The organism is Cupriavidus sp. C2SS-8b (assembly GCF_057073745.1).
The window spans coordinates 1,160,668-1,186,157 of the sequence record NZ_CP172717.1 but is presented as its reverse complement, the minus strand read 5'-3'; the positions used below and the strand labels follow the sequence as shown (position 1 = coordinate 1,186,157).

General features: G+C 64.2%; 25 protein-coding genes. 14 read left to right on the top strand and 11 right to left on the bottom strand.

The features are described 5' to 3' along the window. The first annotated feature begins 125 nt into the window (after window positions 1–125). The 8 genes from wecB (at window position 126) to ACIGJB_RS22360 (ending at window position 9,094) form a co-directional block, all read left to right on the top strand. Complete coding sequence (gene wecB, locus ACIGJB_RS22395; RefSeq protein WP_483734471.1) at window positions 126–1,358, top strand: non-hydrolyzing UDP-N-acetylglucosamine 2-epimerase; 1,233 nt, start codon at window positions 126–128, stop codon at window positions 1,356–1,358. Then, window positions 1,355–1,678 carry a hypothetical protein gene (locus ACIGJB_RS22390; RefSeq protein WP_483734470.1) on the top strand — a complete coding sequence of 108 codons (324 nt, stop codon included), beginning with the start codon at window positions 1,355–1,357 and terminating at the stop codon, window positions 1,676–1,678. The genes wecB and ACIGJB_RS22390 overlap by 4 nt, the downstream gene beginning before the upstream one ends. 162 nt (window positions 1,679–1,840) lie before the next feature. Next, entirely contained in the window at window positions 1,841–3,610 is a 1,770-nt protein-coding gene (locus ACIGJB_RS22385) for a polysaccharide deacetylase family protein (protein WP_483734759.1), read from the top strand. A 79-nt stretch (window positions 3,611–3,689) separates the two neighbouring features. Further along, window positions 3,690–5,240: a glycosyltransferase family 2 protein gene (locus ACIGJB_RS22380; protein ID WP_483734469.1), complete on the top strand. Its 1,551-nt coding sequence runs from the start codon at window positions 3,690–3,692 to the stop codon at window positions 5,238–5,240. A gap of 15 nt (window positions 5,241–5,255) precedes the next feature. Then, window positions 5,256–6,332, top strand: coding sequence for a bactofilin family protein (locus tag ACIGJB_RS22375; RefSeq protein ID WP_483734468.1), 1,077 nt, complete (start codon window positions 5,256–5,258; stop codon window positions 6,330–6,332). Between the two features lie 142 nt (window positions 6,333–6,474). After that, a complete protein-coding gene (locus ACIGJB_RS22370) occupies window positions 6,475–7,329 on the top strand; it encodes a hypothetical protein (RefSeq protein ID WP_483734467.1) in 855 nt (284 codons plus the stop codon). 98 nt (window positions 7,330–7,427) lie between these two features. Beyond that, a complete protein-coding gene (locus ACIGJB_RS22365) occupies window positions 7,428–8,279 on the top strand; it encodes a YaiO family outer membrane beta-barrel protein (RefSeq protein WP_483734466.1) in 852 nt (283 codons plus the stop codon). A gap of 2 nt (window positions 8,280–8,281) precedes the next feature. Beyond that, entirely contained in the window at window positions 8,282–9,094 is an 813-nt protein-coding gene (locus ACIGJB_RS22360; RefSeq protein WP_483734465.1) for a hypothetical protein, read from the top strand. An 882-nt stretch (window positions 9,095–9,976) separates the two neighbouring features. On the opposite strand, the gene ACIGJB_RS22355 is transcribed toward ACIGJB_RS22360, so the two are convergent. Continuing rightward, the gene (locus ACIGJB_RS22355; RefSeq protein ID WP_483734464.1) at window positions 9,977–10,183 is read right to left on the bottom strand and encodes a hypothetical protein; all 207 of its coding nucleotides are present in this window, start codon (window positions 10,181–10,183) and stop codon (window positions 9,977–9,979) included. 418 nt (window positions 10,184–10,601) lie between these two features. Here ACIGJB_RS22355 and ACIGJB_RS22350 point away from each other — a divergent pair, with 418 nt between their 5' ends. From ACIGJB_RS22350 to ACIGJB_RS22340, 3 genes are all read left to right on the top strand, one after another. After that, a complete protein-coding gene (locus tag ACIGJB_RS22350; RefSeq protein WP_483734463.1) occupies window positions 10,602–12,833 on the top strand; it encodes a glycosyltransferase in 2,232 nt (743 codons plus the stop codon). A 131-nt stretch (window positions 12,834–12,964) separates the two neighbouring features. After that, entirely contained in the window at window positions 12,965–14,125 is a 1,161-nt protein-coding gene (bcsZ, locus tag ACIGJB_RS22345) for a cellulose synthase complex periplasmic endoglucanase BcsZ (protein WP_483734462.1), read from the top strand. A gap of 137 nt (window positions 14,126–14,262) precedes the next feature. After that, window positions 14,263–14,919 carry an acetyltransferase gene (locus ACIGJB_RS22340; protein WP_483734461.1) on the top strand — a complete coding sequence of 219 codons (657 nt, stop codon included), beginning with the start codon at window positions 14,263–14,265 and terminating at the stop codon, window positions 14,917–14,919. A 12-nt stretch (window positions 14,920–14,931) separates the two neighbouring features. Here ACIGJB_RS22340 and ACIGJB_RS22335 read toward each other — a convergent pair whose 3' ends face one another. The 3 genes from ACIGJB_RS22335 to ACIGJB_RS22325 form a co-directional block, all read right to left on the bottom strand. Then, window positions 14,932–16,473, bottom strand: coding sequence for an argininosuccinate lyase (locus ACIGJB_RS22335; RefSeq protein WP_483734460.1), 1,542 nt, complete (start codon window positions 16,471–16,473; stop codon window positions 14,932–14,934). A 143-nt stretch (window positions 16,474–16,616) separates the two neighbouring features. Next, window positions 16,617–16,742, bottom strand: a complete 126-nt coding sequence (locus ACIGJB_RS22330) for a hypothetical protein (RefSeq protein WP_483734459.1) — start codon at window positions 16,740–16,742, stop codon at window positions 16,617–16,619. Window positions 16,743–16,806: 64 nt separating this feature from the next. Continuing rightward, window positions 16,807–17,271: a DNA-binding response regulator gene (locus ACIGJB_RS22325; protein ID WP_483734458.1), complete on the bottom strand. Its 465-nt coding sequence runs from the start codon at window positions 17,269–17,271 to the stop codon at window positions 16,807–16,809. A gap of 402 nt (window positions 17,272–17,673) precedes the next feature. Here ACIGJB_RS22325 and ACIGJB_RS22320 point away from each other — a divergent pair, with 402 nt between their 5' ends. From ACIGJB_RS22320 to ACIGJB_RS22310, 3 genes are all read left to right on the top strand, one after another. Further along, entirely contained in the window at window positions 17,674–18,138 is a 465-nt protein-coding gene (locus ACIGJB_RS22320) for a fumarate hydratase (RefSeq protein ID WP_483734457.1), read from the top strand. Between the two features lie 205 nt (window positions 18,139–18,343). Next, the gene (locus ACIGJB_RS22315) at window positions 18,344–18,841 is read left to right on the top strand and encodes a hypothetical protein (RefSeq protein WP_483734456.1); all 498 of its coding nucleotides are present in this window, start codon (window positions 18,344–18,346) and stop codon (window positions 18,839–18,841) included. Between the two features lie 253 nt (window positions 18,842–19,094). Beyond that, on the top strand, window positions 19,095–19,253 hold the full coding sequence (locus tag ACIGJB_RS22310) for a hypothetical protein (protein WP_483711618.1): 159 nt from the start codon (window positions 19,095–19,097) through the stop codon (window positions 19,251–19,253). A 54-nt stretch (window positions 19,254–19,307) separates the two neighbouring features. Here ACIGJB_RS22310 and ACIGJB_RS22305 read toward each other — a convergent pair whose 3' ends face one another. Genes ACIGJB_RS22305 through ACIGJB_RS22275 form a run of 7 tightly spaced genes read right to left on the bottom strand, consistent with a single transcriptional unit; the run spans window position 19,308 to window position 25,483 of the window. Then, window positions 19,308–20,228, bottom strand: coding sequence for a dioxygenase family protein (locus ACIGJB_RS22305; protein WP_483734455.1), 921 nt, complete (start codon window positions 20,226–20,228; stop codon window positions 19,308–19,310). Window positions 20,229–20,279: 51 nt separating this feature from the next. Beyond that, complete coding sequence (locus tag ACIGJB_RS22300; RefSeq protein WP_483734454.1) at window positions 20,280–21,233, bottom strand: PDR/VanB family oxidoreductase; 954 nt, start codon at window positions 21,231–21,233, stop codon at window positions 20,280–20,282. A 51-nt stretch (window positions 21,234–21,284) separates the two neighbouring features. Then, the gene (locus ACIGJB_RS22295) at window positions 21,285–22,028 is read right to left on the bottom strand and encodes an SDR family NAD(P)-dependent oxidoreductase (protein WP_483734453.1); all 744 of its coding nucleotides are present in this window, start codon (window positions 22,026–22,028) and stop codon (window positions 21,285–21,287) included. Between the two features lie 6 nt (window positions 22,029–22,034). Continuing rightward, on the bottom strand, window positions 22,035–22,535 hold the full coding sequence (locus ACIGJB_RS22290; protein ID WP_483734452.1) for an aromatic-ring-hydroxylating dioxygenase subunit beta: 501 nt from the start codon (window positions 22,533–22,535) through the stop codon (window positions 22,035–22,037). Then, window positions 22,528–23,817, bottom strand: coding sequence for an aromatic ring-hydroxylating oxygenase subunit alpha (locus ACIGJB_RS22285; RefSeq protein ID WP_483734451.1), 1,290 nt, complete (start codon window positions 23,815–23,817; stop codon window positions 22,528–22,530). The genes ACIGJB_RS22290 and ACIGJB_RS22285 overlap by 8 nt, the downstream gene beginning before the upstream one ends. Window positions 23,818–23,834: 17 nt before the next feature. Beyond that, window positions 23,835–24,977, bottom strand: coding sequence for an amidase (locus ACIGJB_RS22280; RefSeq protein ID WP_483734450.1), 1,143 nt, complete (start codon window positions 24,975–24,977; stop codon window positions 23,835–23,837). Continuing rightward, complete coding sequence (locus ACIGJB_RS22275) at window positions 24,974–25,483, bottom strand: nuclear transport factor 2 family protein (RefSeq protein ID WP_483734449.1); 510 nt, start codon at window positions 25,481–25,483, stop codon at window positions 24,974–24,976. Before ACIGJB_RS22275 ends, ACIGJB_RS22280 begins: the two co-directional genes overlap by 4 nt. Window positions 25,484–25,490: the final 7 nt, after the last annotated feature.

The following is a 25,490-nucleotide window of genomic DNA, read 5'->3' as shown; positions in this document are numbered from 1 at the left end:
CAGTGTTCGATATCCCCGGGTATGTAGGCGGCGCGAGTGCGGTGCATCGAAGGCTTCCATGCGTCCCATGCTCACGAACCGAAGATCAACATACCTCGGCGTAATCGCTGGAGGAGGAGCTTGTCATGCAGAAGGTCCTCGCTGTGTTTGGCACGCGTCCCGAAGCCATCAAGATGGCACCGCTGATCCACCGGCTGCAGAGTTCGCCTGACTTCGACTTGCGGGTATGCGTGACTGGCCAGCATCGGCAAATGCTCGACCAGGTGCTTCAGCTCTTCAGGATCGTGCCGGACTTTGACCTCAACGTGATTTGCAAAAGCCAAAGCCTTTCCGACATCACCACAAGAGTGCTGGCTGGCGTCCAAACGGTTCTTGAAGAATTCACGCCCGACACAATGCTGGTTCATGGAGATACCACCACGACATTGGCGGCGACGCTGGCGGCGTTCTATCGGAGCGTCCCGGTCGGCCATGTCGAGGCCGGATTGCGAACCGGAGACCTGACCGCGCCCTGGCCCGAGGAAATGAACCGGCGCGTGACGGACATCATGGCATCGTGGCATTTCGCGCCGACGCAGCAGGCGCATGACACGCTGTTGCGCGAAGGGGTCAACCCGATCCGCGTCCGGTTGACTGGCAATACAGGCATTGACGCCCTGCTCGAGGTCAAGCAGCAGATCGACGCCGATTCGCATACGCGCGCGCGCCTGGCCGACAGTTTTCCGTTCCTGGATGAATCGCTACGGCTGGTGCTGGTCACCGGGCATCGGCGCGAAAATTTTGGCGCGCCATTCGAGCGCTTCTGTACCGCGCTGCGCATGCTCGCCGATCGGAACAAGGACATCCAGGTCGTCTATCCGGTCCACCTGAATCCCCGGGTACGCGAGCCGGTCAATGCCATCCTGAGCCAGCATCCCCGGATTCACCTGATCGATCCGCAGGACTACCAGCCGTTCGTGTTCCTGATGTCGGCTGCTTACCTGATCGTGACGGACTCGGGCGGGATCCAGGAAGAGGCGCCGGCCCTGGGCAAGCCAGTCGTCGTGACGCGCGAGACCACGGAGCGCCCCGAAGCGGTGGTGGCCGGTACGGCGCGCCTGGTGGGAACGGATACCGACCGGATCGTCATGGCTGTCGAACTGCTGCTTCGTGATCACGAAGTGTATTCCCGCATGTCGCGTGCCCACAATCCGTTTGGAGACGGGCGTGCCAGCGAGCGAATTATCAGTGCCCTGCAACAACCTGTTAAGGCGATGTGTACCGCCGCCTTCTCTCGCGCAATGCACGCGGCGCCGGTAACGGACCCGCGCGTCATCCAGCTGGACGGCAACATCGCAACCTGGAGGAAAACATCATGAAATCTGCAGCGACCTTGGCGGCGGCCATCCTTGTTGCAGGCGTGTGGGCCGCGGGGCCGGCGCACGCCCAATTGTCGCCGGAGGCGGCCGCGGTGATGTCCGGGCCGATTCTCTATCTTCCGGCAAGCCCGTCCGATCCGGGCGGTGTGAATGGCTACGACCACGACCGGCAGTTCGTCGGTGTCGAAGCCGACGACCCTGGCAAGAACAAGGCGAAGCGCGCCAACCTGATAAAGAAGCCCAACAAGGCCGTGGCCGGTCCGAAAGTCAACGCCGGCACTTACGTGCTGTCGACTGCCCCGGGGGAGGTCAAGAAGTAAGAGGCCTGTGGCGCCCGGTTTAACACAGATGTTCGGGGACGTCCGCCATGGCTGACATTCAGCCCCTGGCATATCCGGCCCCGGTTTCCGCTTCGCGCTCTGGAGACGATCGTGTTCCATAAACTGCGTTTGATGCTGCTGCGACTCAGCACCGTGGTCTTCATGGTGCTGCTGGTGGCCACCACGGGACCCGCCCGAGCCGCCACCAACCTGATTGCCATGGTGGTACCCGACAACTATTCGCCGACCGATCCGCGCATCACCGCGTGGCTCGACGCCGCACTGGAAGAGGGGCTGCAGATCAAGCTGATCACCGACACGCAGGTGCTTCAGGGCGTCACGCCGGCCCAGTACCCGGGCATGATCCTGCCGGATCAGGTGCATCCCAACGCCAGCGATGCCATGGTGACGGCGATCGAGACGTATGCGAATCAAGGCGGCAATGTGATGCTCGTCTACGACTTCGGCGCGCTGACGACAACCGGCTTCTATGCTTCGCAACGCAGCCGCTTCAGTAATCTGGCTGGCGTGAACTACGTTCTCTACGACCAGTACGGCGGCAACATGATCGGTCTCGGACCGATCACCGGGCTGAGCAGCACCTTGCGCGCCATCCAGGTTCCCCCCGGCAAGTCCATGGCCTGGACGACCACATCGTCCAGTGACCCGGTGGAGGGTGTGTCGGGCTATGTCTATGGCTTCCTGACCTACCCAAGCTATGTCACGCAGGGGGCTTACACGGGCAAGGCTTTCCTGACGTCGCCAAACTTCGGACTGGTTGCCGGTCTGCGTTCGTTCGGTTCCGGCCAGGTGCTCTTCGTCAATCTTCCGCTCACGTACCTGAAGGGACAAACCGACGGCGTGCTGATGCACGGGTTCGTACGCTACTTCGGTGAAAGCATGATGGTCATGCCACGGCTCTCGGCACAGCCCAAAGGCCTGGCCGGTCTGGTGCTGAACTGGCACTTCTGCGCGGGCGACCAGATCGCGCCAGCCTACCAGCTCAAGAACTGGGGCATTTTCAACAATGGCCCGTTCTCCGTCGTGATTACCGCCGGGCCGGACCAGATCAACTTCGGCGACGGCAAGGGGGTGAACCTCTCCAACAACGCCTCGGCGAAGCAGCTGGTCGCTTACCTGATGAACAAGGGTCACCATATTGGCGACCATGGCGGATGGATCCACGACTACTACGGGGACAATGCCAGCGAGACCAACCAGTCGACGTTCCAGCAGTACCTGGTGCTAAACAAGCAGAGCGTTTCCGCGGTGACAGGGATGAATACCGTCGAGTATGCGGCGCCACAAGGCAACACGCCGCAGTGGTCGCTCAACTGGCTGGAGCAGAACGGTGACACCGGCTACTACTTTGTCGGCCATACCGGCATGGCGCCCACGCGCAGCTACCGCAATGGCGCCTTGCTGAACCAGACCATTCGCGCGTTCCCGGTCGTGCCGTTCGGATCGAATGCGACGTTCGAGGAGTTCGAGGATTTCAACGTTCCGACGGCCAGCATCAGCGCCTGGTACCGCCAGCTGACAGACTTCGTGGTGAAGAACCGCACCAGCCGGCTGATCTACATGCATCCACTCGGCGCCGTGGACTACCGGAGCGTGCTCAATGGCATCTTCTCCTATGCCAACACCCTCAAGGGGCAGGGCGTGTTCAAGTGGTACACCATCAACGAACTCGCCGTGTTCGGGCAGCGGCGCCAGCAAACCACGTGGCAATCGACTGACATGGGCAACAGCTGGAGCTTCCAGGCAAGCAACCCCGCCGGGTTGACCGACATCACCTGGGTGCTGCCGAAGATTGCCTACACGCAGCCGGTCGTGACGCAGGGCGCCGCAACCGTGACGTGGGACTCGACCAACTGGCTGGTCACGGCAGGGGCGGGCAACACCGTGGCGTTCACCAGCGGCAAGCAATGACAGCTGGCCACCTCGCTTCCGTCTGCCGGGCGGCAATGTAACGCCGTCCGGCGATTTCCCCGGACACAGTGGATCACTCATGCCTCGATCACTAAGCACTATCCTGCTGCTGGGCGCGGTGTTTTCCGCGATGGTCCATGCTTCGCCGGGCGCCGCCGAGCCGCACGCTACACACGCGGTTGTCGCGAGAAGGGTGGCACCGGCTGACATCGCGCAAAGCGACAGAGTGCCGGCAGGCCCGGTGAAGGACACTCCAGCGATGGTCGCTGTGCGACAGCCTGCGGGCAGCTTCAAGGACGAGCCCGACGATACCCTCGAGCAACCGCCTGCCCCGGTCTTTGAAAAGCCGGTGACCGGTACGAAGGCGGGTCACATCGCTGTCTCGACGATGACGGGGCTGCTGACCCTGATCATGATCCTCATCGTGCTTTACGCAGTGCGGCACTACATCTTCACGCTGAACCGCCTGTTCGGCAGGCAGCGGCATCCCTATCTCGATATCGATGTGGCGGAATGGCCGTCGCTGACTGTCATGATCGCCGCGCACAACGAGGAAGCGGTGATCGCCGGCTCCCTGCAGTGCCTGCTGCGGACGGACTATCCGGCGGACCGGCTGACGATCATGCCCGTCAATGACCGCTCGAACGACCGCACGCGCGAGATCATCGAAGGATTCGCCGCGCGGCATCCCGGCCGCATCCACCCGTTTCACCGGATCGCCGGGAAACCCGGCAAGGCTGCCGCGCTCAAGGATGCGAGCGAGACCGTCAAGACCGACATCATTGTCGTCTTCGATGCCGACTACCTGCCTCCGGTCGGCCTGCTCAAGCAACTGGTGGCCCCGTTCTTCGATCCCGAGGTCGGCGCGACCATGGGCCGGGTCGTGCCACTGAATCTCGGCAGCAACCTGCTGACGAGGTTGCTCGATATGGAGCGCTCCGGTGGTTACCAGGTGGACCAGCAGGCGCGCATGAACCTCTGGCTCGTGCCCCAGTACGGCGGTACGGTCGGCGGCGTCCGTGTGCGCGCGCTGCGCAGCGTGGGTGGCTGGCACGATGACGTGCTGGCCGAAGACACCGACCTGACGTACCGGCTGCTGCTGGGAAACTGGAAGACGATCTACCAGAACTGGGCCGAATGCTACGAAGAGGTCCCCGAAGCGTGGCCGGTCCGCATCCGGCAGATCATGCGCTGGACCAAGGGCCACAACCAGTCGTTCTACCGTCACGCCCGCCGTGTGGCTGCGTGTCCGGGACACGGACTGCTGGAACGCCTGGATGGCGTGGCGCTGCTTGCCATCTACACCATGGCACCGGTCATGCTGCTGGGCTGGGCGCTGACGATCTTCCTGTTCTACACGAGCGGCTTCGCGCTGCATAGCACGCTCATCCTGCTCGCGCTGATGTCTTACGGCACGCTGGGCAACTTCGCGGCATTCTTCGAAATTGCAGCGGCCGTTCACCTCGACGGCGGCCGCGAACGCATCCGCTTGCTGCCGTTCAATTACTTCGGATTCATCGTCAGTGCGTTCACGATCGCGAGAGCCATGTTCGACCAGGTGATCGTCGATGTCCTGTTTCAACGCAAGCTGTATTGGGACAAGACCAAACGCTACCGCCAGGGCGGCTGAAAAGGAGCTGAAAAAATGTGGCCAATCCTGCTGGTCGTCCTGACCTTCCTGGCTTTCGGTCTGCCTCTGATGCCGGCCTACGTGGAATGGCGGCGGCGCCGTGATATCTCGCCGCTGGCGATCGATGGTGAGCTGACGCTGGACGTCCGCGCCGTCGCGGCCGAGTTCCGTGCCATGCTGGATGCCAATCCGGGCGATATGGTCAGGGCAGGGGCGTTGCGCGACGACGTGCTGGAAGTCGGCGTCGACTGGGTACCGACATCCTCGGAGATGACGCGCAAGCGCTGCGATCGCGTGCTGCTGGCCCAGGGCGACCTGGAGTTGCCGGACAACTTCACCTTTACGCGCGACCTGTATGCGAAGCGCAATGTCCACAGCGGGGAATGGAACCGCCTGCGCGTGGTCGTGGCCGAAGGCGGCCTGGTGCTTCGCGAGGGCAGCGTGCTGGACCATTGGGCGCATGCGCGCACGGCGCATGTCGCGGCGAACTGCCGCTTGATTGGTCCGTTGGCTGCCTTGCAGGGGGTTGTCGTGGAAGAGGGGTGCAAGTTCACCTCGCTGGCGGGAAGCACGATCCGTTTCGGCAATCCGGATCATCGCAAGGACGCCACCGTCAATGGCCAGCGCCGGCCTGTGCTGGAGCCCAGGGAGCGAACGGGCGCGGGACCATCCGCGGATCTCGGCCGCCGCATCATGGAGCATGACTATTATCTTCCGCCCGACATCCGCTACGACGGAGACCTGATCGTCCACGGCAACCTGAAGATCGGGAGCGGGACGCGGATAGCGGGGAGCGTCAAGGCAACCGGTTCCATCCGGGTCGGGGCGCGTGTCCGCATCGACGGCACGCTGGTGTGCGGTACCGCGCTTTATGTCGCACCTTGCTGTGCCATCATGGGCCCCGTTGCCGCGGAAGAGTCGGCCAGCATTGCCGAGAACTGCCTGATAGGCCTCTTGTCCAGCCCCACCTCACTGGCTGCTCCCGAGGTCTATGTCTGGAGTGGGACGACGGTGCATGGCGCGGTGAGCGCGATTGTCGGAGGAAGGGTAATGCCGGCCACCACGGCTTCGCCGAGCGACGAGCATGAATAGATTCTGCGGGCTCCTTCTCCTCTGCGCTTCCATGCTCGGCCTGAATGGCTACGCTGCGGAACTGCGCCTGACCGGATACCAGCGGCCAGACGGTGCCATCACGACCTACTACGGCGGTGACTCGGTCGATCCATACTTTGCCATGAAAGCGCTGCTGGTCGCGTCGGATATCGGCCTGGACGCCAACGCCGCCGCGCGCCGGTGGATCAACTGGCTGATGCCACGACAGCTGAAGAGCGGACAGTTCGAGCGCTACTGCCTGACGCGCGGCCGTTTTGCGTCGTGCCGCCGGGCGGACGCGGACGATGCCCTGCTTGCCACCTGGATGGAGCTGCTGGTCCGGTTTTCACCGCCCGGGGGCATGCCGCCGGCGTGGAAACGGAGCTTCGACAAGGCGAGCCGCTATCTCGACAGTTTGCGCGATCCGCAACTTGGGGTTTTCCATATTGCCGCAGACCTGCCTGTTTCCCTCATGATGGACAACGTCGAGATCTACAGCGCATTCAGGGCCGTGGGCAAATACTCGGCAGATGCCGAGGACACCGAAGCTGCGCAGAAGTGGACGGTGAAGGCCGACCAACTCGAGCAGAACATCCTGAAAGTGTTCTGGCGGCCGGGCTTTGGCTATCAGGTCAGCACCCAGGAGCGCGACAAGGTCGAGTTCTATCCAGACACAGTTGCGCAGATATTTCCTATCCTTGCTGGGGTAGCGCCCGATGACCAGCCGGCTAAGGTGCGTTACGCGGCCTGGATGGCGCAACACCGCTTTGTCTGGCTACAGTTGCCGGAGACCGATTTTCCCTGGGGCCTGGTGGCCCAGGTGGCCGACAAGATGGGGGACCAGGATGCCATCACCTGCTGGCGCGTGCGTGCAACCCAGTTCCGGCACGGGACGCACTGGAACGTCCTGGAGGAGGCGCTATACCAGGCCTTTGTCGCCCGATTGACCCCGGAACAGGCTATCGCGCCTGTGCCGGCCGGCTTGCGGTGTCGATAGCCCTTCCTAAAGACGGGCGGGTCCGTAACGATCAAGCAGGGCTCCCCAGAGTTGCGCCGTAGGCATTGGGGCCATGACCACTGGAGGGTGATGACAATATGCGCCACGGAAAGCTGCGGGGAATCCATGCCGCCCACGGAAGCCGAACCTGGCTTCCCGTGCTGGGCATGCTGATGGTAGTGACGTCAACCAATGCCTTTGCCCAGGTGGAGGGCACCGGGCCGCGCACCTTCGCGCCGCTGCTGACGGGGTTTATCGAGGGTGGCCTCGGGCATGCCAACCTGACTGGCGATAACCCGAACTGGAACGACCAGTACCTTCGGGGCGGTGTAAACCTGACGCCCAACGATTACGTGACCGGCGAGATCAGCCATCAGAGTCACTTCGGTGATCAGGGCACGTTCTTTGGCCTGGGCTACACGCGGACGTTCAATGAGGACTGGTACGCGTTCCTCAGCGGCGGCACCAGTGCGGGTGGCTTCTTCCTGCCGGATTACCGTTTTGACGGGATGCTGTTTCGCAAGCTCCTGCCCAAAAAGAACCTGGTGGCGGGCCTGGGCTTTACCTACTACAAGGCCAAGGAAGTCTATGACGACAAGACTTTGCTGGTGGGCCTGACCTACTACTTTGACCAGCCCTTCATCGTTCAGCTTCTCGGGCGGTTCAACCGCAGCGACCCTGGCAATGTCCGGTCCAATCGCGGCGTCATTGCGCTGACCTATGGCCGCGACAAGGATCAGTTCATCACCTTCAAGTACGAAGGTGGCAATGAAGCGTATCAACTGACTGGCCAGCAAACCTTGCTGAATGATTTCAACAGCCAGGAATTCACACTAACGTGGCGCAAGTGGATCACCAAGACGTGGGGGTTCAATGTGCGCGCGATCTACTATGACAACCCGTCCTACAAGCGCAAGCAAGCGGAGGCGGGGGTCTTCGTGGAGTTTTAGCCATGATGCATGCATCCACGCAAATTTCCGCCGCCCCTGACAAGGGCGAGTCCCTGGGCCGTACCGTGATCAGTGTCGCGAGGCACCGATCGCTGGATCGCCTGAGCCTTTCGGCGCCGACCATAGCGGCGATCGTGCTGGTTCCCTTGCTGTTCAACGCGATCGAATGGATCCTGCACGACGATATCAGTGCCGCCTGGGCCGGCACCTTCGCCTTCTGGCTCGATAAGCTCGAAATCCCGGGCGCCGTCGGGGAGCGCCTGACCAGCGTGGCTGGGCTGGACTTGTCGCTGCCCCACCTTGACGTGGTGGCGGGTCTGCCCGACGTGGTGACGTGGCGCATGTCGGCGGCGCTGACGGTCCTTGGCGGCCTGCTCACCTTGCGCATGCCGGACAGGATGCTGCCGCTGCGCTATTTCCTGCTGTTCGGGATCCTGATCCAGTTCACGGCGCTCGCCTTCTTTGCCGTCATGCCCGAGAAGTTTCCCTACACCGTGAGCAGCTTTATCGACAACGGGATGAAAGCCGCGGTCGGCTTCCTGATCGTCCTGCCCTGGGCGCATGCGCTGGTCTACTACATCTTCGATTATTCATGGCCGAAGAAGATTGCCTTGACCGTTATCACGCTGGCTTTTGTGGCAGTCGCGGTCCCATTGCAGCTGATGCTGCATGTCTACATCGTGCAGAAGTTCTCGATGTTGTGGCTGCCCGTGTTGTCGTTCCTGTTCGGCCCGACGCTTGTCATCTTTTCCTGTATCGCGTTGTACGGGTGGGGGATGAGCTGGCAGCGACTAAGGGCTGCGCGCACTCAGTGAAAACCGAGGGAAGACAAGAGAAGAAACGGAAGCACCAGCATCGGCGCCGTTGATGCCGTCCCGCCTGCCGACTAGAGAGCCGCGCAGCAGCCGAAGGCGATGATGCGATATCGCGGGCAGTGTCGGGCCACGGACAGGTTCGGGGCTGGTTCAATCATTGTTGGAGAGCCTGTAGGCGGACGCGCACCACGCGGCAGGCAGCGGGGCAGACTCTGAAGCGAGTACCCGTACGAAATTCCTCGCACGCTACGATCAATATTCGCCCGTTAGGGCAAGTCAACGCGTTTTTTGGTTACTTTTTGTCGCTCGGACAAAAAGTGACTCGCAGGCTGTGCCTGCGAAACAGCGGCATTTGCCAAGAGCGACGACTCGATCATGACCACGGAGCCCCGCCCGGCTGTGCCTGCGAAACAGCGGCATCTGCCAAGAGCGATGACCCGATCATAACCAGCGCCCCCAACCAATTTAAAGCGTGGCGAACTGGCCACCAATACAGCGATCGCACAGCGACCCTGCTATCAGTGAAGCGTTGACATCAACTCTGTACAAAAAAGGCGGACCGACGCCGGGGAAACGCCGGTCCGGGCTGGGTCGACAAGCAAAAGTCCGCACAATTGCCGTAACCCAGATTCAAGCGATTGTTTGGTCTCATTCGGCTTTCGCTAATGTAATACCCCGTGCCCGGCAAGCTCGCACGAGCCAAGCGAAGCTGTCCCGTTTTATCGGCGCATCTTGTATTGGGGGAGGCGTCATTCCGGTGCCAGGGCCGAAAGAGCCTGCGTCGGTCCGGGGAGGGAGCGGGCACATCAAGATAGCGGATGGCCTGCGTCTAGCACTCGGGCATGCCTGAATAATATTCGCCCGGATTAGCGAGGCGTTCGTTCAGAACGTATTCATTCTGAACGCCGAATTCGCTCCACCGACATAGCAGGCATCATCACTAAGTGGTCTGGCCGGGCGGCTCGTCATCCGTCGATGCCTCGAGCAAGGCCCGTATGCATCAATTTCCTTTTGCGTTCGCGCCTGGCTTTCCGCGATCTTCGCGGGCGTCACTTCGCCGTCGATAAATTCGACCGACACCTGGTTCACACGCGAATCCTTGGAAGAGCGGAATATACCGCACGGCCGCGCAATGCAGGCCTCTGCTTGAGCAGCTTGCCGAAGTACAAAGGGCAGCGCCGTGCCGGGTCCGCGCAATGTTCGGTAGGGCACATCGCGGGTCCCTGCGCGGTCCCCTCCTTTCCTATCCTCATTGCTGATGCGTCCGGACCCTGTCCACCTTGTCGCCGAGGGTGAGCGCAGGCCACCGGGCCACGCCATCGGGACGATGGGCTGATCGTTGTCGCCATATTTGTCGGCAATGCCGGTATCTGTGCACTGGCTTGCCTGACACGTGCCGTCACGTAGACCGAAACCCGTCCACGCCATAACAAGACTCAATGCTCGAACAACCCGCGTCGGCGCGAGGCCAGGGTCCCGTGCCGCGCAAGGCTGGAGAGGAAAGGTGATGGCCGCACAGACGGATGGTCAGGCGTCGACAGATGCTCTGGAACCCGGTCCCCGCTTTGCACTGGAAAGGCCGGCACTCTCGGTCCGGATCCTGGTGGCGGCCTATATTGTCAGCGGCATCATCTACTTCATCTGGCGTAGCGGCACCTTCAACCCGGAAGCGATAGGGTTGTCGCTGGCCCTGTACGCCGCCGAGCTGTTCGGCTTCGTGAACGGCCTGTGCTACGTGATGATGACCTTCCGGATGAGCGTCCGGGAGGCGCCGCCTGCGCTGAGTGGCGTCAGCGTCGATGTCTTCGTGCCGACCTTTGACGAGTCCGCGGAGCTCGTGCGCAGGACGCTGCTGGCCGCCAAGAACATCCAGTACCCCCATGTGACGTGGCTGCTCGATGACGGCAATCGGGACGAAATGCGCAAGCTGGCGGCGCAACTCGACTGCAAGTATCTCGCGCGCGGCGTGAATGCAAACGGCAAGGCCGGCAATCTCAACCACGCATTGCTGTACAGCGGCGGCGAATTCGTCGCTATCTTCGATACCGACCACGCCCCGCGCAAGGACTTCCTGTCCAAGACGCTCGGATACTTCTCCGATCCGGAGGTGGCGTTCGTGCAGACGCCGCAGGACTTCTACAACGTCGACGCCTTCAGCCATCGTGTTGCCGGCGAGGCGGTCTGGAGCGAGCAGTCGGTATTCTACAAGGTGATCCAGCGCGGCAAGGACACCTGGAACGCCAGCTTTCTCTGCGGCAGCTGCGTGCTGCTGCGCAGGTCCGCGCTCGAAGCCGTCGGCGGCTTTGCGGTCGACACGGTGACCGAGGATATCCATACGTCGATCCGGCTCCACAAGAAGGGGTTCCGCTCGGTCTACCACGCGGAGTCGCTCGCCTATGGCCTGGCGCCCCACAACATCGATACCTACCTGAGCCAGCGCATACGCTGGGGCACGGGCGCCATGCAGGTGCTGCGGCGCGAGGGTGTGGTCTTCAGCCGCGGCCTGAGCCTTGGGCAGCGGCTGAATTACCTGGCGTCCATGCTGATCTATTTCGAGGGCTGGCAGAAGCTGGTCTTCTTCCTGACGCCGCCGGCGGTGCTGGGCTTCGGCATGCTGCCGATCATCGGCTCGACATGGACCTTCTTCGCGATCTTCTCCGTTTACTACCTGGCGTCCCTGCTGGTCTTCCTGGAGCTGGGCAGGGGCTACGTCTCCTTCCTGCTCAACGAGCAGTACGGCATGGCGCGTTTTTTCGCGTTCATGCTGACGATCACGGGCCTGTTCCGCAGGAGGGTGTCGTTCGCCGTGACCTGCAAGGACTTCAACAAGCGCGGCAGGACCTGGCTGTGGCTGGCCCCGTCGCTGGGCGTCGGCGTGCTGAACGTCGCATGCATTCCGGCTGGCATTGCCCGCATGCTGCAGGAGGAGATTCCGCTCGGTGCCGGGATCATCTCGATTTTCTGGGCAAGCGTGACGGTCTGGACAGCGATCCTGCTGGCGCGCTTCAGTCTGCGGGTCGGCCGCCGGGCCGGCGGGGATTATCGCTTTCCGCTGCGCATTCCGCTGACGCTCACCATGCAGAACCAGTCGTTCTTTGGCCTGACCGTGGACCTGTCGGCCAGCAGCGCGCTCTACCGCGGCGAAGTCGTGCCGGCACTCCCGCACGAGGCCAAGGTCGATGTGGAGGTGCACCTGCCCAACGCCGTGGTCCGCTGTGATGCGGCTGCCACCTTCACGTCGCGGCAAGGTGCCTCCGGCCAGGAGGATTGCCTGATCGAACTGCACTTGCAGTGGGCGTCTCCCGAAGCACGGCGAATGCTTGACACCTTCCTGTTCGGCAGCAGCCTCCAGTTCGAAATGGGGCGGCTGCGCGAAAGGCAGGCGCCGCCACTGGCGCGGCTGGCAAGCGCGCTGCGGCGCGATCCCAGCCTGCCGGCGAACGACGAGATCTGGGAGCCCGGCCTGCTGTCGCAGCAAGGCAGCGATGCCGCCTCGCCGATTGCCGTCGCCTACGCGAAGGGCGAGGCCGGGCATGCGCTGTCGATGATCGCGAGCGGCATGGCCTTCGACGTGCGTGCGGATACGGTGCTGCGCCAGCGCATCGCGGGGCGGCAGTCCGAGCAGCACATCAGCCTGAGTCCGGCGGGAATGCTGGAAACACCGACCGGCGCGATCCATCTCTACAACGCCGCGCCCGCCACGTTGGCGCGCCAGCCACAGCAACCACGGCAACAATAGGACCGTTCCAGGGAGGGCGGGCTGGTGTGGTGTTTACGCCGGCTTGCCAGGCAAGTCGTGTTGCCAGCAGCCGCGCGCCCGGCCAGAATCGTGTCACCACATTCTGGCAACCTCACCGGGGAGGGCCGTGCATGAACCGCAGCCGGCGGCACTGGATCGCGAGCACCCTGGCATTTTCCGCGGCCATCGGGTGTCGCATTCGATTCGCGCGGGCCATCTCCCAGCCGTCGTGGGCGCTGTGGGATCGCTATGCCAGCGACGCCATCAGTCCGGACGGGCGCGTCATCGAGCACGCCCGCGAGGCCCGCACGACATCCGAGGGCCAGGCCTATGCCTTGTTTTTTGCCCTGGTCGCCAATGACAAGGCTCGCTTCGACCTGCTGCTGGACTGGACGCTGAACCACCTCTGGACTGACCGGGCGCAACCGCCGGCATGGCTGTGGGGGCAGCGCAAGGACGGCAACTGGGGCACCCTCGACAGCAATACCGCGACCGACGCCGAACTCTGGATGGCGTACACCTTGCTTGAGGCGGGGCGCATGTGGGAGCGCCCGGCATGCCGGCAACTGGGCACGGAAATGCTTGCCGCCATCCGGTCCAGCGACATGGCGCGCCTGGCTGACGGCAGCTTTATCCTGATCCCGGGCAAAAGCGGATTCCGCCTGGACGAGCGGACCTACCTGCTGAATCCGAGCTATGCCCCGGTGCAGCTGTTGCGCCGTCTTGCCTCGCACCAGCCCGAGGGCCCCTGGCAGTCGGTCGCCGCGAATCAGGCCAAGCTGCTGGCCCAAAGCGCTCCTGCCGGCTACGCACCGGACTGGTGCCGTTTCAGGGACGGCGCCGGCTTTTCGTTCGAGCCATCCAAGGGTCCGACCGGTGGCTATGACGCCATCAGGACATACCTTTGGGCAGGCATGCTGAATCCGGCAGATCCGTCCGCCGCGCAACTGCTGAACGCGCTCGGCGGCATGGCGAAGACGTTTGCCGCCAGCGGCCGGGTGCCGCACTACGTGAACGTGCAGACGGGCGAAGTGTTCGGCGAGGGCCCGGCGGGATTCTCTGCCGCCGTCTATCCGTTCCTGGTTGCCGCGGGACAGGCGCAACTCGCCGACAGGCTGCGGCAAAAAATGGAAAGCGATATCGAGCGCCAGTGGCCGTCGCTTGGCTATTACGACAGGAATCTCCTGCTGTTTGCCTCGGGGTGGGCGCAGCAGCGATACCGGTTCGACGTGGGCGGTTTTCTTCAGGGGAACGCATTTCCCGTCAGCGTGTCAACCTTCGGCGTCCGATAGCCATTAAGGGAACAAGCCGGCAGCATGACGGGGAGACCGGGGCAAAGCATTGTGCCGTAGCCAGAACCTGCCAGGCCAGGATGCCCCCTGACTGAGCAGCGGTTCCGGTACCGCACTGGAAAGATACGAAGGCCGCAGTGAATAACATTGTCATCATCGGCTCGGGCGGACACGCCAAGTCCATCATCGATGTCGTGGAAAAGCAGTTAAAGCACCGCATTGTCGGCCTCATCGATGGGACTCCCCGAGACGTAATGGGTTATCGCGTGATCGGCGATGAGGGTTCGCTTGAGTCACTCGTGAAGGCATACCAGATCGATGGCGCGCTGATTGCCGTTGGCGACAACAGCGTGCGCGCCCAGGTGGCGGAACGCGTGCAGGCGCTGTGCCCCGACCTCCCATTTGCCGTTGCCATCCATCCCGCGGCCATTATCGGCAGGGATACCGTGATCGGCGCCGGCACGGTCGTCATGGCGGGCGTGGTGATCAACGCCTGCTCGACCATCGGCGGCCATTGCATCATCAACACCCGGGCGTCCATCGATCATGACTGCGAACTTGGCGATTTTGTCAGCCTTGCGCCAGGGGTCGTCACAGGGGGGGAATGCAGGATCGGCGCCTATGCCGCCATCGGATTGGGAGCCAGCCTGATCCACGGCGTCGCCATCGGAGAGGATGCCGTCATCGGCGCTGGGGCGATGGTCGCAAGGGACATCGAAAGCCGGGCCGTCGCATATGGCGTTCCTGCCAGGGTGGTCCGCTTGCGCCAGCATGGCGATCGGTATCTCGGGTGACGGGAGACGCGCCTACTTCAGCAGCTTGCTGAAGTCCCGGTCCAGCCGGGCCAGCGATGCATCGATGGTGCCGCGCGTGGTTCTGATCCAGGCCTCCTGCTGGGCAAGCCGCTGGTCTGCCTCCTTCAGCATGCGTGCCATCTCCGCAGGTTGCGGACCGCCGCTCGTCACGCGGTGGTTGACGATCGCGACCGGATCCAGCGCCGCGCGAAATTCCGTCTCTCTCATCGGGAAGTCGGTATTGCTGCTGTAGTCGCGCACGGACGCGGCGTAGATGCGCCGCGCCTCGGCGTAGGGGAAGGCGCTCGGCCGGATGTCATGCGCCTTTGCGTACTCGACGAGTTCCGAGGCGAAATGGTGCCCGACGCGAAATGGGAGCTTGTACTTGCGCATGAGTTCGTCGGCCAGTTCCTGCGATGCGGTCCAGTCGCTGTCGAGTTCCTCCAGCGCGCGCTTTGGGTCGATGACCAGGGCCTGCATGATCCTGTCCCAGCCCTGCAACACGCGGATCGCGCTGTCGACCATCTCGCCGTTGACGACGGCGTCCTTGGCATCCGACATGCCCGGCGGCAGGTTGTGCGCGCGCATGACCGGCCCCATCGCCAGTGTCAGCGCGGTCGACGCGCGCTCTCGCGTGGAATTCAGCAGCCCGGGATTCTGCTTCTGCGGCATCGCGCTCGACACGTAGGTATTGCCGCCACCTTCGCGCAGGAGAATCCAGGGGTGCGGCTGGGCGTATTGCGTCATGACGTCCTCGACGAAGCTGCCGGCGTGCAGCGCTATGCTGGTCACGATCGATGCCGCCTCGACCGGCAGGTCCACGGCGCTGATCTGCGACGCGTCATAGGCATTGTCGACCAGCGCGGAAAATCCGAGGTAGCCCGCCATCCTGGTTCGATTCAGCGGCCAGCCGGTGCCGTTCAGCACTGTGGTGCCCATCGGCGAGCGGTCGATGCGGCGATAGGCTTCGCGGATGCGCTCGGCATCGCGGTCCAGCCCCGCCGTGATACCCAGCAGGTAATGCCCGTAGCTGTTCGGCTGCGCCGCCACGCCATTGGTGTAGTTGGGCACGATGGTGCCGGCATGCTTCCTGGCCAGTCCGACGATGGTGGCGGAGGTCTGGTTCAGCTGATCGGCCAGCGCCAGCATTTTCTCGCGCAGCATCGCCGCGCGCACCGTGGCAAGCATGTCCTGGCTGGAGCGTCCGGCGTGCAGCAGCGTGACTTCCTGGCCGGCCGCCTGGATCATCAGCGGCTCGAACGTGATCACGGTGGACGGGCGCTTGCCGCCGGGCTTGTCGCCGTTGGCCAGCACGGTTGCAATCCCGCCGGCGACTCTCGGCGCCAGCGACTTGTCCAGCAGGCCTTCGTCGGTATTGATGACGGCGGACGCCTTGTTGATCTCGCCGAGCCAGTAGAAGGCATCATGGCGAACGTTGTCGGCGGCCAGTGCGGCATGGGGGAGTATCGACGCATGTATCGACGCGGCAGCAGCGATGAAGCCGGACGACTTCAGGATGCGGGAGGCGTTGTGCTTCCACCGTGTAAGGGGCATGGCTTGTCCTGGGGCTTGTGGGGTTGAAGGCCTCGACGTATCAGATCCCGGCCACGGTATGACGTAGCACGTATTCTGGGGTAATAGTCGGTAGCGCCTATTGTCTCTTGCCACGGCCCCCGGGCGCCAGGCGCTTATCCCCGTCAGTGGACCATGACGACAAAACCGTGGCTGGAGATTGCCGAGAATTTGTATTGAATGCGATGGACCGTCAGGTAGGCCATATAGTCGCTGGCCAGGGCCGCGGTGGAAAAGACCGTCTTTTGCATGAGATGCCTCGTCGTAGAGGAAGGTGCGTGCGATCGGTGAAACGTCAGGTTCGTCAGAGCCCGATCAGGCCATCAGTTCATCGACTTCGATTGCCAGCATGGTGCAGGCCACCTGTTCGAACGTGGCAAGGGAGACAGACCTCGGCAATACGTGCGAGATGCCGGGCCGCGCATGAACCGGCGCGTGCAGCCACATATTGTCGGACAGGATCAGCAGGCGCTTCGGCACCAGCATTTCGTTGATGTTCCGGAGCACGCGCAAGCTGCTTCGCAAATCCGCCGCGATGCCGAAGACCAGAAGGTCCGGCTCCCGCATGGAGGCGCCCAACATGAGCAGGTCCTCCGGATCGAGCGACTCCACCACATCGAGCGTTTTGATGTTTTGCAGCGTCTGGAGCATGCCCTGCCGGAACAATGCAGTGTCGTCGATGACCACCGCCCGGCCGATGTCACGACACGGCCATGCTTGCGGTTGTGTTTGCTCGGCGGGTAGCGCGGGCGTGGCGGCACTGGCGTTCGTCTTGTCCATGGTCCCTTCCTGTTTCGTTCTTGAAGCACTGCTTGCCCACAAGAGAAACAGCAACGGACGTGCCAGCTTGTCGAAAGGGCCGTTTGTGGCCCGAGGCAGCGGGATCTTCGCCGAACTTCCGCGAAAACGGCAACTGGTTCGGATGGCGGGACTCCGCCAGGACGTTACGTGTAACGTAACACGTTCCCCGTTTTTCGCCCGGCTCCTTGGGGCAAGCGGTCTCGTTACGCAAGCGCATCGCGTTTGTCCACCGCAAACAAAAATGACAGCGGCTGCCGATGAAGAAAATCCGGTTGCGGGGCGTGTGCGAGGCGTTCCGGAATCCGTTATCCGTTAAAGCTAATTCAGGGCAGAGCGTTCCAGCGGTTATACTCCGCGCTCCACAACCAACGGGTAATAAATATGGTCGTAGCAACCAAAGCCGCCGCTCCGAAGGCCGCAGTCGCCAAGAGCAAGCCTGCCGCGAAGAAGATCGCCGCACCGAAGCAAAAGGCCAGCGTGCTGGCACGCGAAGCCGTGGCGGCGAAGAAGCGCCTGCTGAAGCTGCGCGCCGACACGAAGAAGGCCATCGAAGCGGCCAAGCGCGAAGTCGCCCAGGCAGCCGAAGCCGCCAAGTCGGCGCTGCGTTTCGAGAAGCAGGCCGCCAAGGACAAGCTCGCGGCGAAGAAGGCAAAGACCGCCGGCGCCGCCAAGGCAACGCGCAAGACCGCCGCCACCAAGGCCGCGCCGAAGAAGGCCGCGCCCGCCAAGGCTGCCGCGAAAGCCGCGCCGAAGAAGGCCGCTGCAAAGCCTGCTGCACCGAAGCGTGCCGCCGTGAAGAAGGCAGCGCCGAAGGCCGCCGCCGTTACGCCCCAGGCTTCGGCCTGATGCTTGCCTCGGCCGGCTAGTTATTCCCTGCCGGCCCATTGACGCCAGAAGGGCGCACGGTCACCGTCCAGGTCCCTGTACCGCGGGGCCGTGCATCGAACCCCCTGGCTCAATCTGCTTTACGCTGTATCGCCCAAACGCGTTTCCCACGCCGCCGGGCGATGCAAGACTGAAAAATCTTTCCGCGTCCCGCGCGACAAGACGGATGCAAGATACCGACGACACGCTTCCCGAGGACGAATCCTCCGCCATTCACGAGCCTCGGCTCTGGCGAGACAAGGGCTGGACGGCCCGGGTGATCAAGAACGAGGATGGCGATGGCTGGGCGGTCGAGATGATCCGCGACGGCAGCGCCGAACCCGCCCTGGTCGGTCCGTGGACCATGGGGCGCAACAAGGTCGATCCGAAGCCGCTCGATGCCACCGCCCACCAGACGCTGGTGAAGACCGCATCGGAAGTCATCCGCCGGCACGAGCAGCAGCTGCACGCGCAGCTCAACAAGCAGTGCCATATCGAAACCGAATCGGGCACGCTGACAATCAGGCTGGTTGTTACGCCTGACGAGTTCGAGCCTTACGGCACGCTCACGGCCGTCGACGCCTTTGGCGAGGTCGTCGCCACCGTCAAGGTCGCGCCTGACTTCCGGCTGACACGCGAGCGCGCTGCACGCTGGGCAGCGGATGGCTTCGGCCGGGTGGCCTGAGACCTTTCGCAGGCCCGGAAGTCCATTGGGGCGATTCGCTTACCGCCCACAATCCGCTGCCCCGGCAGATCTTCGGGGCGGGCCCGCACACCTCCCATCGCATTGTGTGCGCGATGCCACACGCAATGGCCCCATGCTCGCAGGCCAGCCGTTATATAAAGAACCTGACGGGTCCAGATAATAAGAAACGCTGCTGCTCGCTGCGGCTATGCCGGGGGATTCTGACCCGATACGGCAATTTGCGAGAGGCGTCGTGAGCGAAAACGTCAAGACCAGCGTGCTGTCCTTCGCCTTGCTGGGGGCGATCTTCTACGGCCTGATCACCGTGTTGGGCTTTGAATCCACGATTTCCGACATCGGCAGCCGGCTCATGCAGGCCGCGAGCCAGCTGATGTACCGGCTATTGCTGTAAGCCGTGGCCATCGCAAAGGGGAGGGCCAGGCGGCCATCTCCCCCCGATCAAGCATCAGCCCAGTCCGGTTGCGTACCGGCTGGCCGCGATCGATTCCCGGTCGCTGGCGGCGTCCTGCAGGCGAAAGTCGAACTGCACGCGGGTAAACGGACCGCTCAGGCCCAGCGATTCATAGCCGGCCGCATCCTGCACGGGCTGCAGTGCCACCACGAGCCCGTCGCGCGTGGCGAAAGCGAAATCGTCGTCGAGGAAGGTGTCGCCGGGGATATTGACCTGCGTGGTCAGCGCGCGTTTGCCTTTGCCCGAAACCAGGAAGTGGATGTGCGCCGGGCGGTTGCCGTGGCGGCCCAGCAGTGCAAACAGCTCGGACACGGGACTGCCCGGCGGAATCGCATAGCCCGGCGGCAGGAAGCTGCGGAAACGGTAGCGACCCGCATCATCGGCCTGGATGCGGCGGCGCAGGTTGTAATCGGGCTGCGACGGGTCGAAGTGCGAGTAGCGGCCGAACTCGTTGCAGTGCCAGACGTCGACCGTGGCATGCGGCACCGGACGGCCTTCGGTGTCGAGCACCCGGCCTTCCATGACAAACGGGGCGCCCTTGTCTTCATTGCCGGCGTCCAGGCGGACTTCCTTCTCCGACAGCGGCGCGCCGGGCACATAAAGCGGACCTTCGATCGCGCGCGGCGTGCCGGCGGCGCGTTCGGCGGCCTGGTCGGCTTCGTCCAGACGAATGTCGAGCAGGCGGTCGAAGCCGAGGCCGGCGGTGATGAGGCCGATCATGTCGGCCTGCCCCAGGCGGGTCAGCCATTTGACGGCGTTCCAGAACTCGTCCGGCTGGACGTCGAATTCGTCGATGGTGCGGAACAGGTCGCCGACGATCCGGGCGGTGATGGCGCGCACGCGCTCATCGCCGTCGTCGCCGAGGCGGCGGCTGTTGACCCGTTCAAGCAGCAGGGCGGCACTCATTTCAGCCATGGCTTTGTCTCCTTGTTGTGTTGTGCCCGCGAGGGGCAGTGGGGATGGTTACTACAGGTCCAGTACGATCCGGGCCGTGCGCGCACGCGAGACGCAGGCACAGATCTGCTTGTTCGAAGCTTTCTCTTTCTTCGAGAGGCAGTTGTCGCGGTGATCCGGCTCGCCGTCGAGCACGGGCACCACGCAAGTACCGCAGATGCCTTCGCGGCATTCGGTGTCGATCTCGCAGCCGGCCGCGATCAGCGCGTCGACCAGCGTGGTACCTTCCCGGACGACGATGACCTTGCCGCTCTGCGCCAGCTCGGCCTCGAAGGCGCCAGCGGGCAGGCTGGCCGCGGACGGGTCGGCCTGGAAGTGCTCCAGGTGCACGGTGTCGGGGCCCAGCACGCGCTCGCCTTCCTCGACCACGCGCGCCATAAAGGCGGACGGGCCGCAGGTATAGGCCAGCGCGCCCGCGCCGGCACCCGCCATGCAGTCGCCCAGCACTTGCCCGAGCGCTTCGCGCTCCACGCCGAGGTGCAGCGTCACCTTGCCTTCGAACGGCGCGGACTCCAGCAGCCGCAGGAACGCGGCGTGCTCGCGCGAGCGGGCGAAGTAATGCAGGTGATAGGGGCTGCCCTCGCGGTTGAGCTTGTAGGCCATGCTCAGCAGCGGCGTGATGCCGATGCCGGCGGCGAACAGCAGGAATGCGCTGGCCTGCGGCGCGAGGCTGAACAGATTGCGCGGCGCGCTGATGGCCAGTTCGGCGCCTTCCTGCACGTTGTCATGCAGGGCCGCGGAGCCGCCACGCGAGGCATCCTCCCGCTTGACTGCGATCAGGTAGCCGGACGCATCGTCGGGCGGGCTGCACAGGGAATACTGGCGCGTGACGCCGGTCGGGCCCAGCACGTCCACGTGGGCACCGGGCTCATAAGGGGCGAGCGCCGCGCCATCACAGGGCACGAGACGGAACGAACGAATGCCGACCGCCTCTTCCACAACCTTTTCGACTCTGACTTTCAACATGGCTACCCTTCCAAAACGACTACCTTGATTCAGATGGCGACGCGCAACGGCTTACCGCATCAGCAGGCCGCCGTTCGCATCCCAGTTGGCGCCCGTGATGGCGCCCGCGGAGTCGGACGCCAGCAACAGCACCATGTCCGCCACGCACTCCGGCGAGCCCAGCCGCTGGACCGGGATCGACTTGCAGATCGCCTCCAGGCGCTCGCGCGGAACGGTCTCGTGGACGACGGGCAGGTCGAGCGGGCCGGGCGACACGCAGTTCACCGTGACCCCCTGCGGCGCGAGTTCGCGCGCGAAGATCTTGGTCAGCACGCCCACTCCGCCCTTGGCCGCCGCGTAGTGCGCGCCGGTCGCCGTGCCGCCGTTCTGGCCGGCCAGCGAGCCGATGTTGACGATGCGTCCGAAGCCCCGCGCGGCGAAGTGCGCGCCGAACACCTGCGAGCCGGCGAAGGTGCCGCGCAGGTTGATGGCCACCACCTGGTCGAACTCCTCCGGGCTGATGTCCATCAGCGCTGACACCTGCGACTTGCCGGCGTTGTTGACCAGCACGTCGGTGCCGCCCCAGCGCTCCTCCAGCGCGGCCCTGGCCGACTCGAACGCGGCCTTGTCGGTCACATCGAGGGCGAGCGCCATGGCGGTGTCGCCGGTGGGGTCTAGTGAATCCGCCACGGCGCCGGCGTCCCGCGCATTGCGGTCGCCGATGGCGACCCGGTAGCCGGCCGCGTGCATGCGGCGGGCGATGACTTCGCCCAGGCCGCGTGCGCCGCCAGTGATCAGGGCAACTCGCCTCATCACGTCTCCTTAGAGCAGGAAGCCGAGAGCGCTGAGGCTGTCGGTCGAGTTGATCAGGCGCACCACCTTCTGTTCCAGGCGGATGCCGGCCTGCGTGAAGCGCAGGCGGTGGGTGAGGTCGGCGGCGAACAGCGTGTGGCGCTCGCGCTTGTAGGCGACCAGGATCTGCGCGGAGCGGACCTCGATGACATTGGCCCCGCTCGACACCTCGGTGAAGCGCGACACGGTGCGCACCGTGCGCGCCGCATCCACGGCCGAGACGGCGTGGCCCGATGTCAGGCGCTCGATGCGCATGGCGCGCATGCGGGCATCGTCGTAGGCGTAGTTCAGCGCGGCTTCGAAATCGGTCGTGTCCGGATCGATGGGGATCACGTAGTGGCCGCTGTCGCTCCACAAGCCGGACCACTGCGGGTAGTCCTTGCGGTCAAGCAGCTCGGCCTCGCGCCAGATGAACTCGGTGGCCTGTTGCAGCGAGGGCGCGACCCGGTTCAGTTCGTTGGCATTATTCATCGCTCATCATCCTTTTCCACATCCGATAGGCTTCGCGCATGCCGCCTTCGTCGGTGGCATGCGAGACCTTGTCGCCGTTCGCGGCGACGATTTCGCGGTTCAGGCCGCGGTTGACCAGGATCGGCACGTTCTTGCCGGCGTACGAGCCGCGTTGCACGCGCTCCCAGGCTTCGGCATCGTCCGGGCTGCCAAAGCCGAGCGGGCCCTGGAAATGCTCATGGATGCGCAGGCGCTCTCGGTTGGCGATCTCGGGGCCGCCATCCATGCCGAGCGCGACATGGCGGATCTCGGTCTCGGTGGCCGACACCGGATGCAGCACGCGGAAGAAGGCCATCGACATCGCCACGTTGGGGAACAGGTTCAGGTTGAAGCCCGCGCCATGCAGCGAGCGGACGATGCGGCGGACCTGCTCGGGCGGCATCTCCTTTGACAGCGCCTCGGTGATGTGGGCGAAGCGTTCCTGCAGCGGCTCGGTGCCGTCGTCCTGGTCCAGGTCGACGTGTTCGGGCACCATCACCATCACGCTGTGGCCGTTGCCGAGCGCGTGCGTGACGGCCTTTTCGTCGGTCATGAACGACAGCATCTCGGAGGTCTCTTCATCGACCGACGACATCCACGACTTGTGCACGATCGGGAAGTGATAGCCGTCGGTGGTGTTCTCGAGCTGGATCTTCCAGTTACCGCGGAAGCTGAACTTGTGCTCGCCCTGCGTCTTGACCGGGAAGCCCGCGCCCTGTTTCATGAACAGGTCGATCCAGTGCTTCGCTTCGCCGAGGAAGTCGCCCAGCGGCTCCACGTCCTGGTTGAAGCTGGCGAACACCATGCCGGCGTAACTGTCCACGCGCAGCGCGCGCAGCGGCAGCTCGGACTTGTCGAGAATGTCCTCGTAGCCATCCGGGTAGGGCAGGGCGCGCAGCTTGCCGTCCAGGGCATAGGACCAGCTGTGGTACGGGCAGGTGAAGCCGGTGGCGTTGCCCTTGCTCTTCTCGCACAAGGTGGCGCCGCGATGGCGGCAGCGGTTTTCCAGCACGCGGATCTGGCCGGTCTTGTCGCGCACGACGATGACGGGCTGGCGGCCGATCTTCGTGGTCCGGAAGTCGCCCGGGTTGCGGATCTCGCTTTCGTGCGCGACCCAGACCCAGGTCTTGTAGAAAATGCGTTCGAGCTCGGTTTCAAACAGCGACGGCTCGTAGTACATCGAACCGTCGACGCGGTCGTCCTGCACTAGTTGCCCGGGCTTGGCCGTGAACGTCACCGGCTGGTAGTTGTCGTGGGAACACATGCTAGTTCTCCGTGGGGTCATTGGGAGGCGACAGGGTCAGTCAAGGCGCGCTCGATCCGGGATGCGATGGCGCAGAGCGTCTCGTCCGCGCCCTTGCGGCCCACCAGTTGCAGACCGGCCTTGATGGCGGCGCCGGCGACGGGCACGGGCAGCGTGAGCGCGGGATGGCCGCTCAGGTTGAAGGGGCGGACCAGCGATGTCAGGCCCAGGATCGACACGCCGGCGCGGACTGCCGCGAGCGTCGGCGGCAGTTCGGGCAGGGTGGGCAGCACGATGGCGTCCACCTTGCCGAGCACGGCATCGACCTGCGAAGTGAAGGCGCGGCGCACGCCTTCCGCTTGCGCGACATCGTCGCGGCTGACGGCACTGGCGGCCCGCAGGCGCTGTTCGACGTCAGGCTGGAGTGCGCCCGCGCCGGTCAGGTGGCCGCAGGCGGCCCAGGTCTCGGCGTTGATGACCTGCATGCCGGCCTGGTAGGCCGCGACCATGCCATCGAGGCGCACCGGCTGGATGTCGAAGCCGGCCTGGCGCAAGGCGCTGGCGATGGCATCGAGGATGGCGGCATCGGCCTGCACCTCTTCGAGCAGGCCGATACGGAACGGCTGGCCGCTATTGCGTGCCTGCGCGGCGTCGAAGTCCGGCGCGATCACCGCCATCGCGGCGACGATGCCTTCGATCGAATCCGCGAACGGGCCGACGCAATCGAGCGATGACTCTGCGGGATGCGCGCCACGGCGGCTGACGCGGCCGAAGGTCGGCTTCATTCCGGCCACGCCACAGCACGCCGCCGGCATGCGGATGGAGCCGCCGGTGTCGGTGCCCAGCGCGATATGGACTTCGCCCGACGCGACCGCGGCGGCGGAGCCGCTGGACGAGCCACCCGGAATGCGGTCGGGCGCTTGCGGGTTGACCGGCGTGCCGGCGAAATCATTGATGCCCGAGATGCCGAACGCGAGTTCGTGCATCGTAGTCTTGCCGACGATCGACCAGCCGGCCTCGACGAGGCGGCCAACCACGTCCGCGTGCGCGGCGGCCGGTGCAGCGTTGCTCAGTGCCCGGCTGCCGGCGACGGTCGGGTAGCCCGCGATATCGATCGAATCCTTGATGGCGATGGCAGGACCGTCGCCCCCCAGGCGAAAGCGGGAGACAAAGGCGGTCATATCCCTGCCTCCGCGAGCGTCTGGCACGACAGCCGCTCCGTCTGGAAATGCCGCATGCGTGCGGCGCCGTCATTGTCAATGACGAATTCGACCGCCAGCCGCGCCGAGATCAATTCTGTCTTGCCGCCGACATAGACCGACAGTTGCTGCATGATCCAGTGGCCGCGCACCACGCTGCCATCCGCGACCAGCGCCTCGCTGGTCAGGCCATGCACGTTGCGCTCGAAATGCGCGACGGGCGGCAGGTACCTGCGCAGGAACGCGCCGATGGCGGCGGGGCCGGCATGGCGGCCGAAGCCCGACGCGTACGCCGCGCCGACGCCTTCCCACACGGCGTCCTCGGTGAAGAGGGTCGGCAGTTCGCCATCACCGGCATCGGCCGGCGCCGGCACGTCGCACAGCGACATGTAGCGGGACAGCGTGCGCCGTGCCGCGCTTTCGGCTTCGAGGGCCGCCAGGCGCCGGCCGAGGTCGGCGACGCTTGCGGGGTTCTGTGCGTTGGTCATGGCGTCA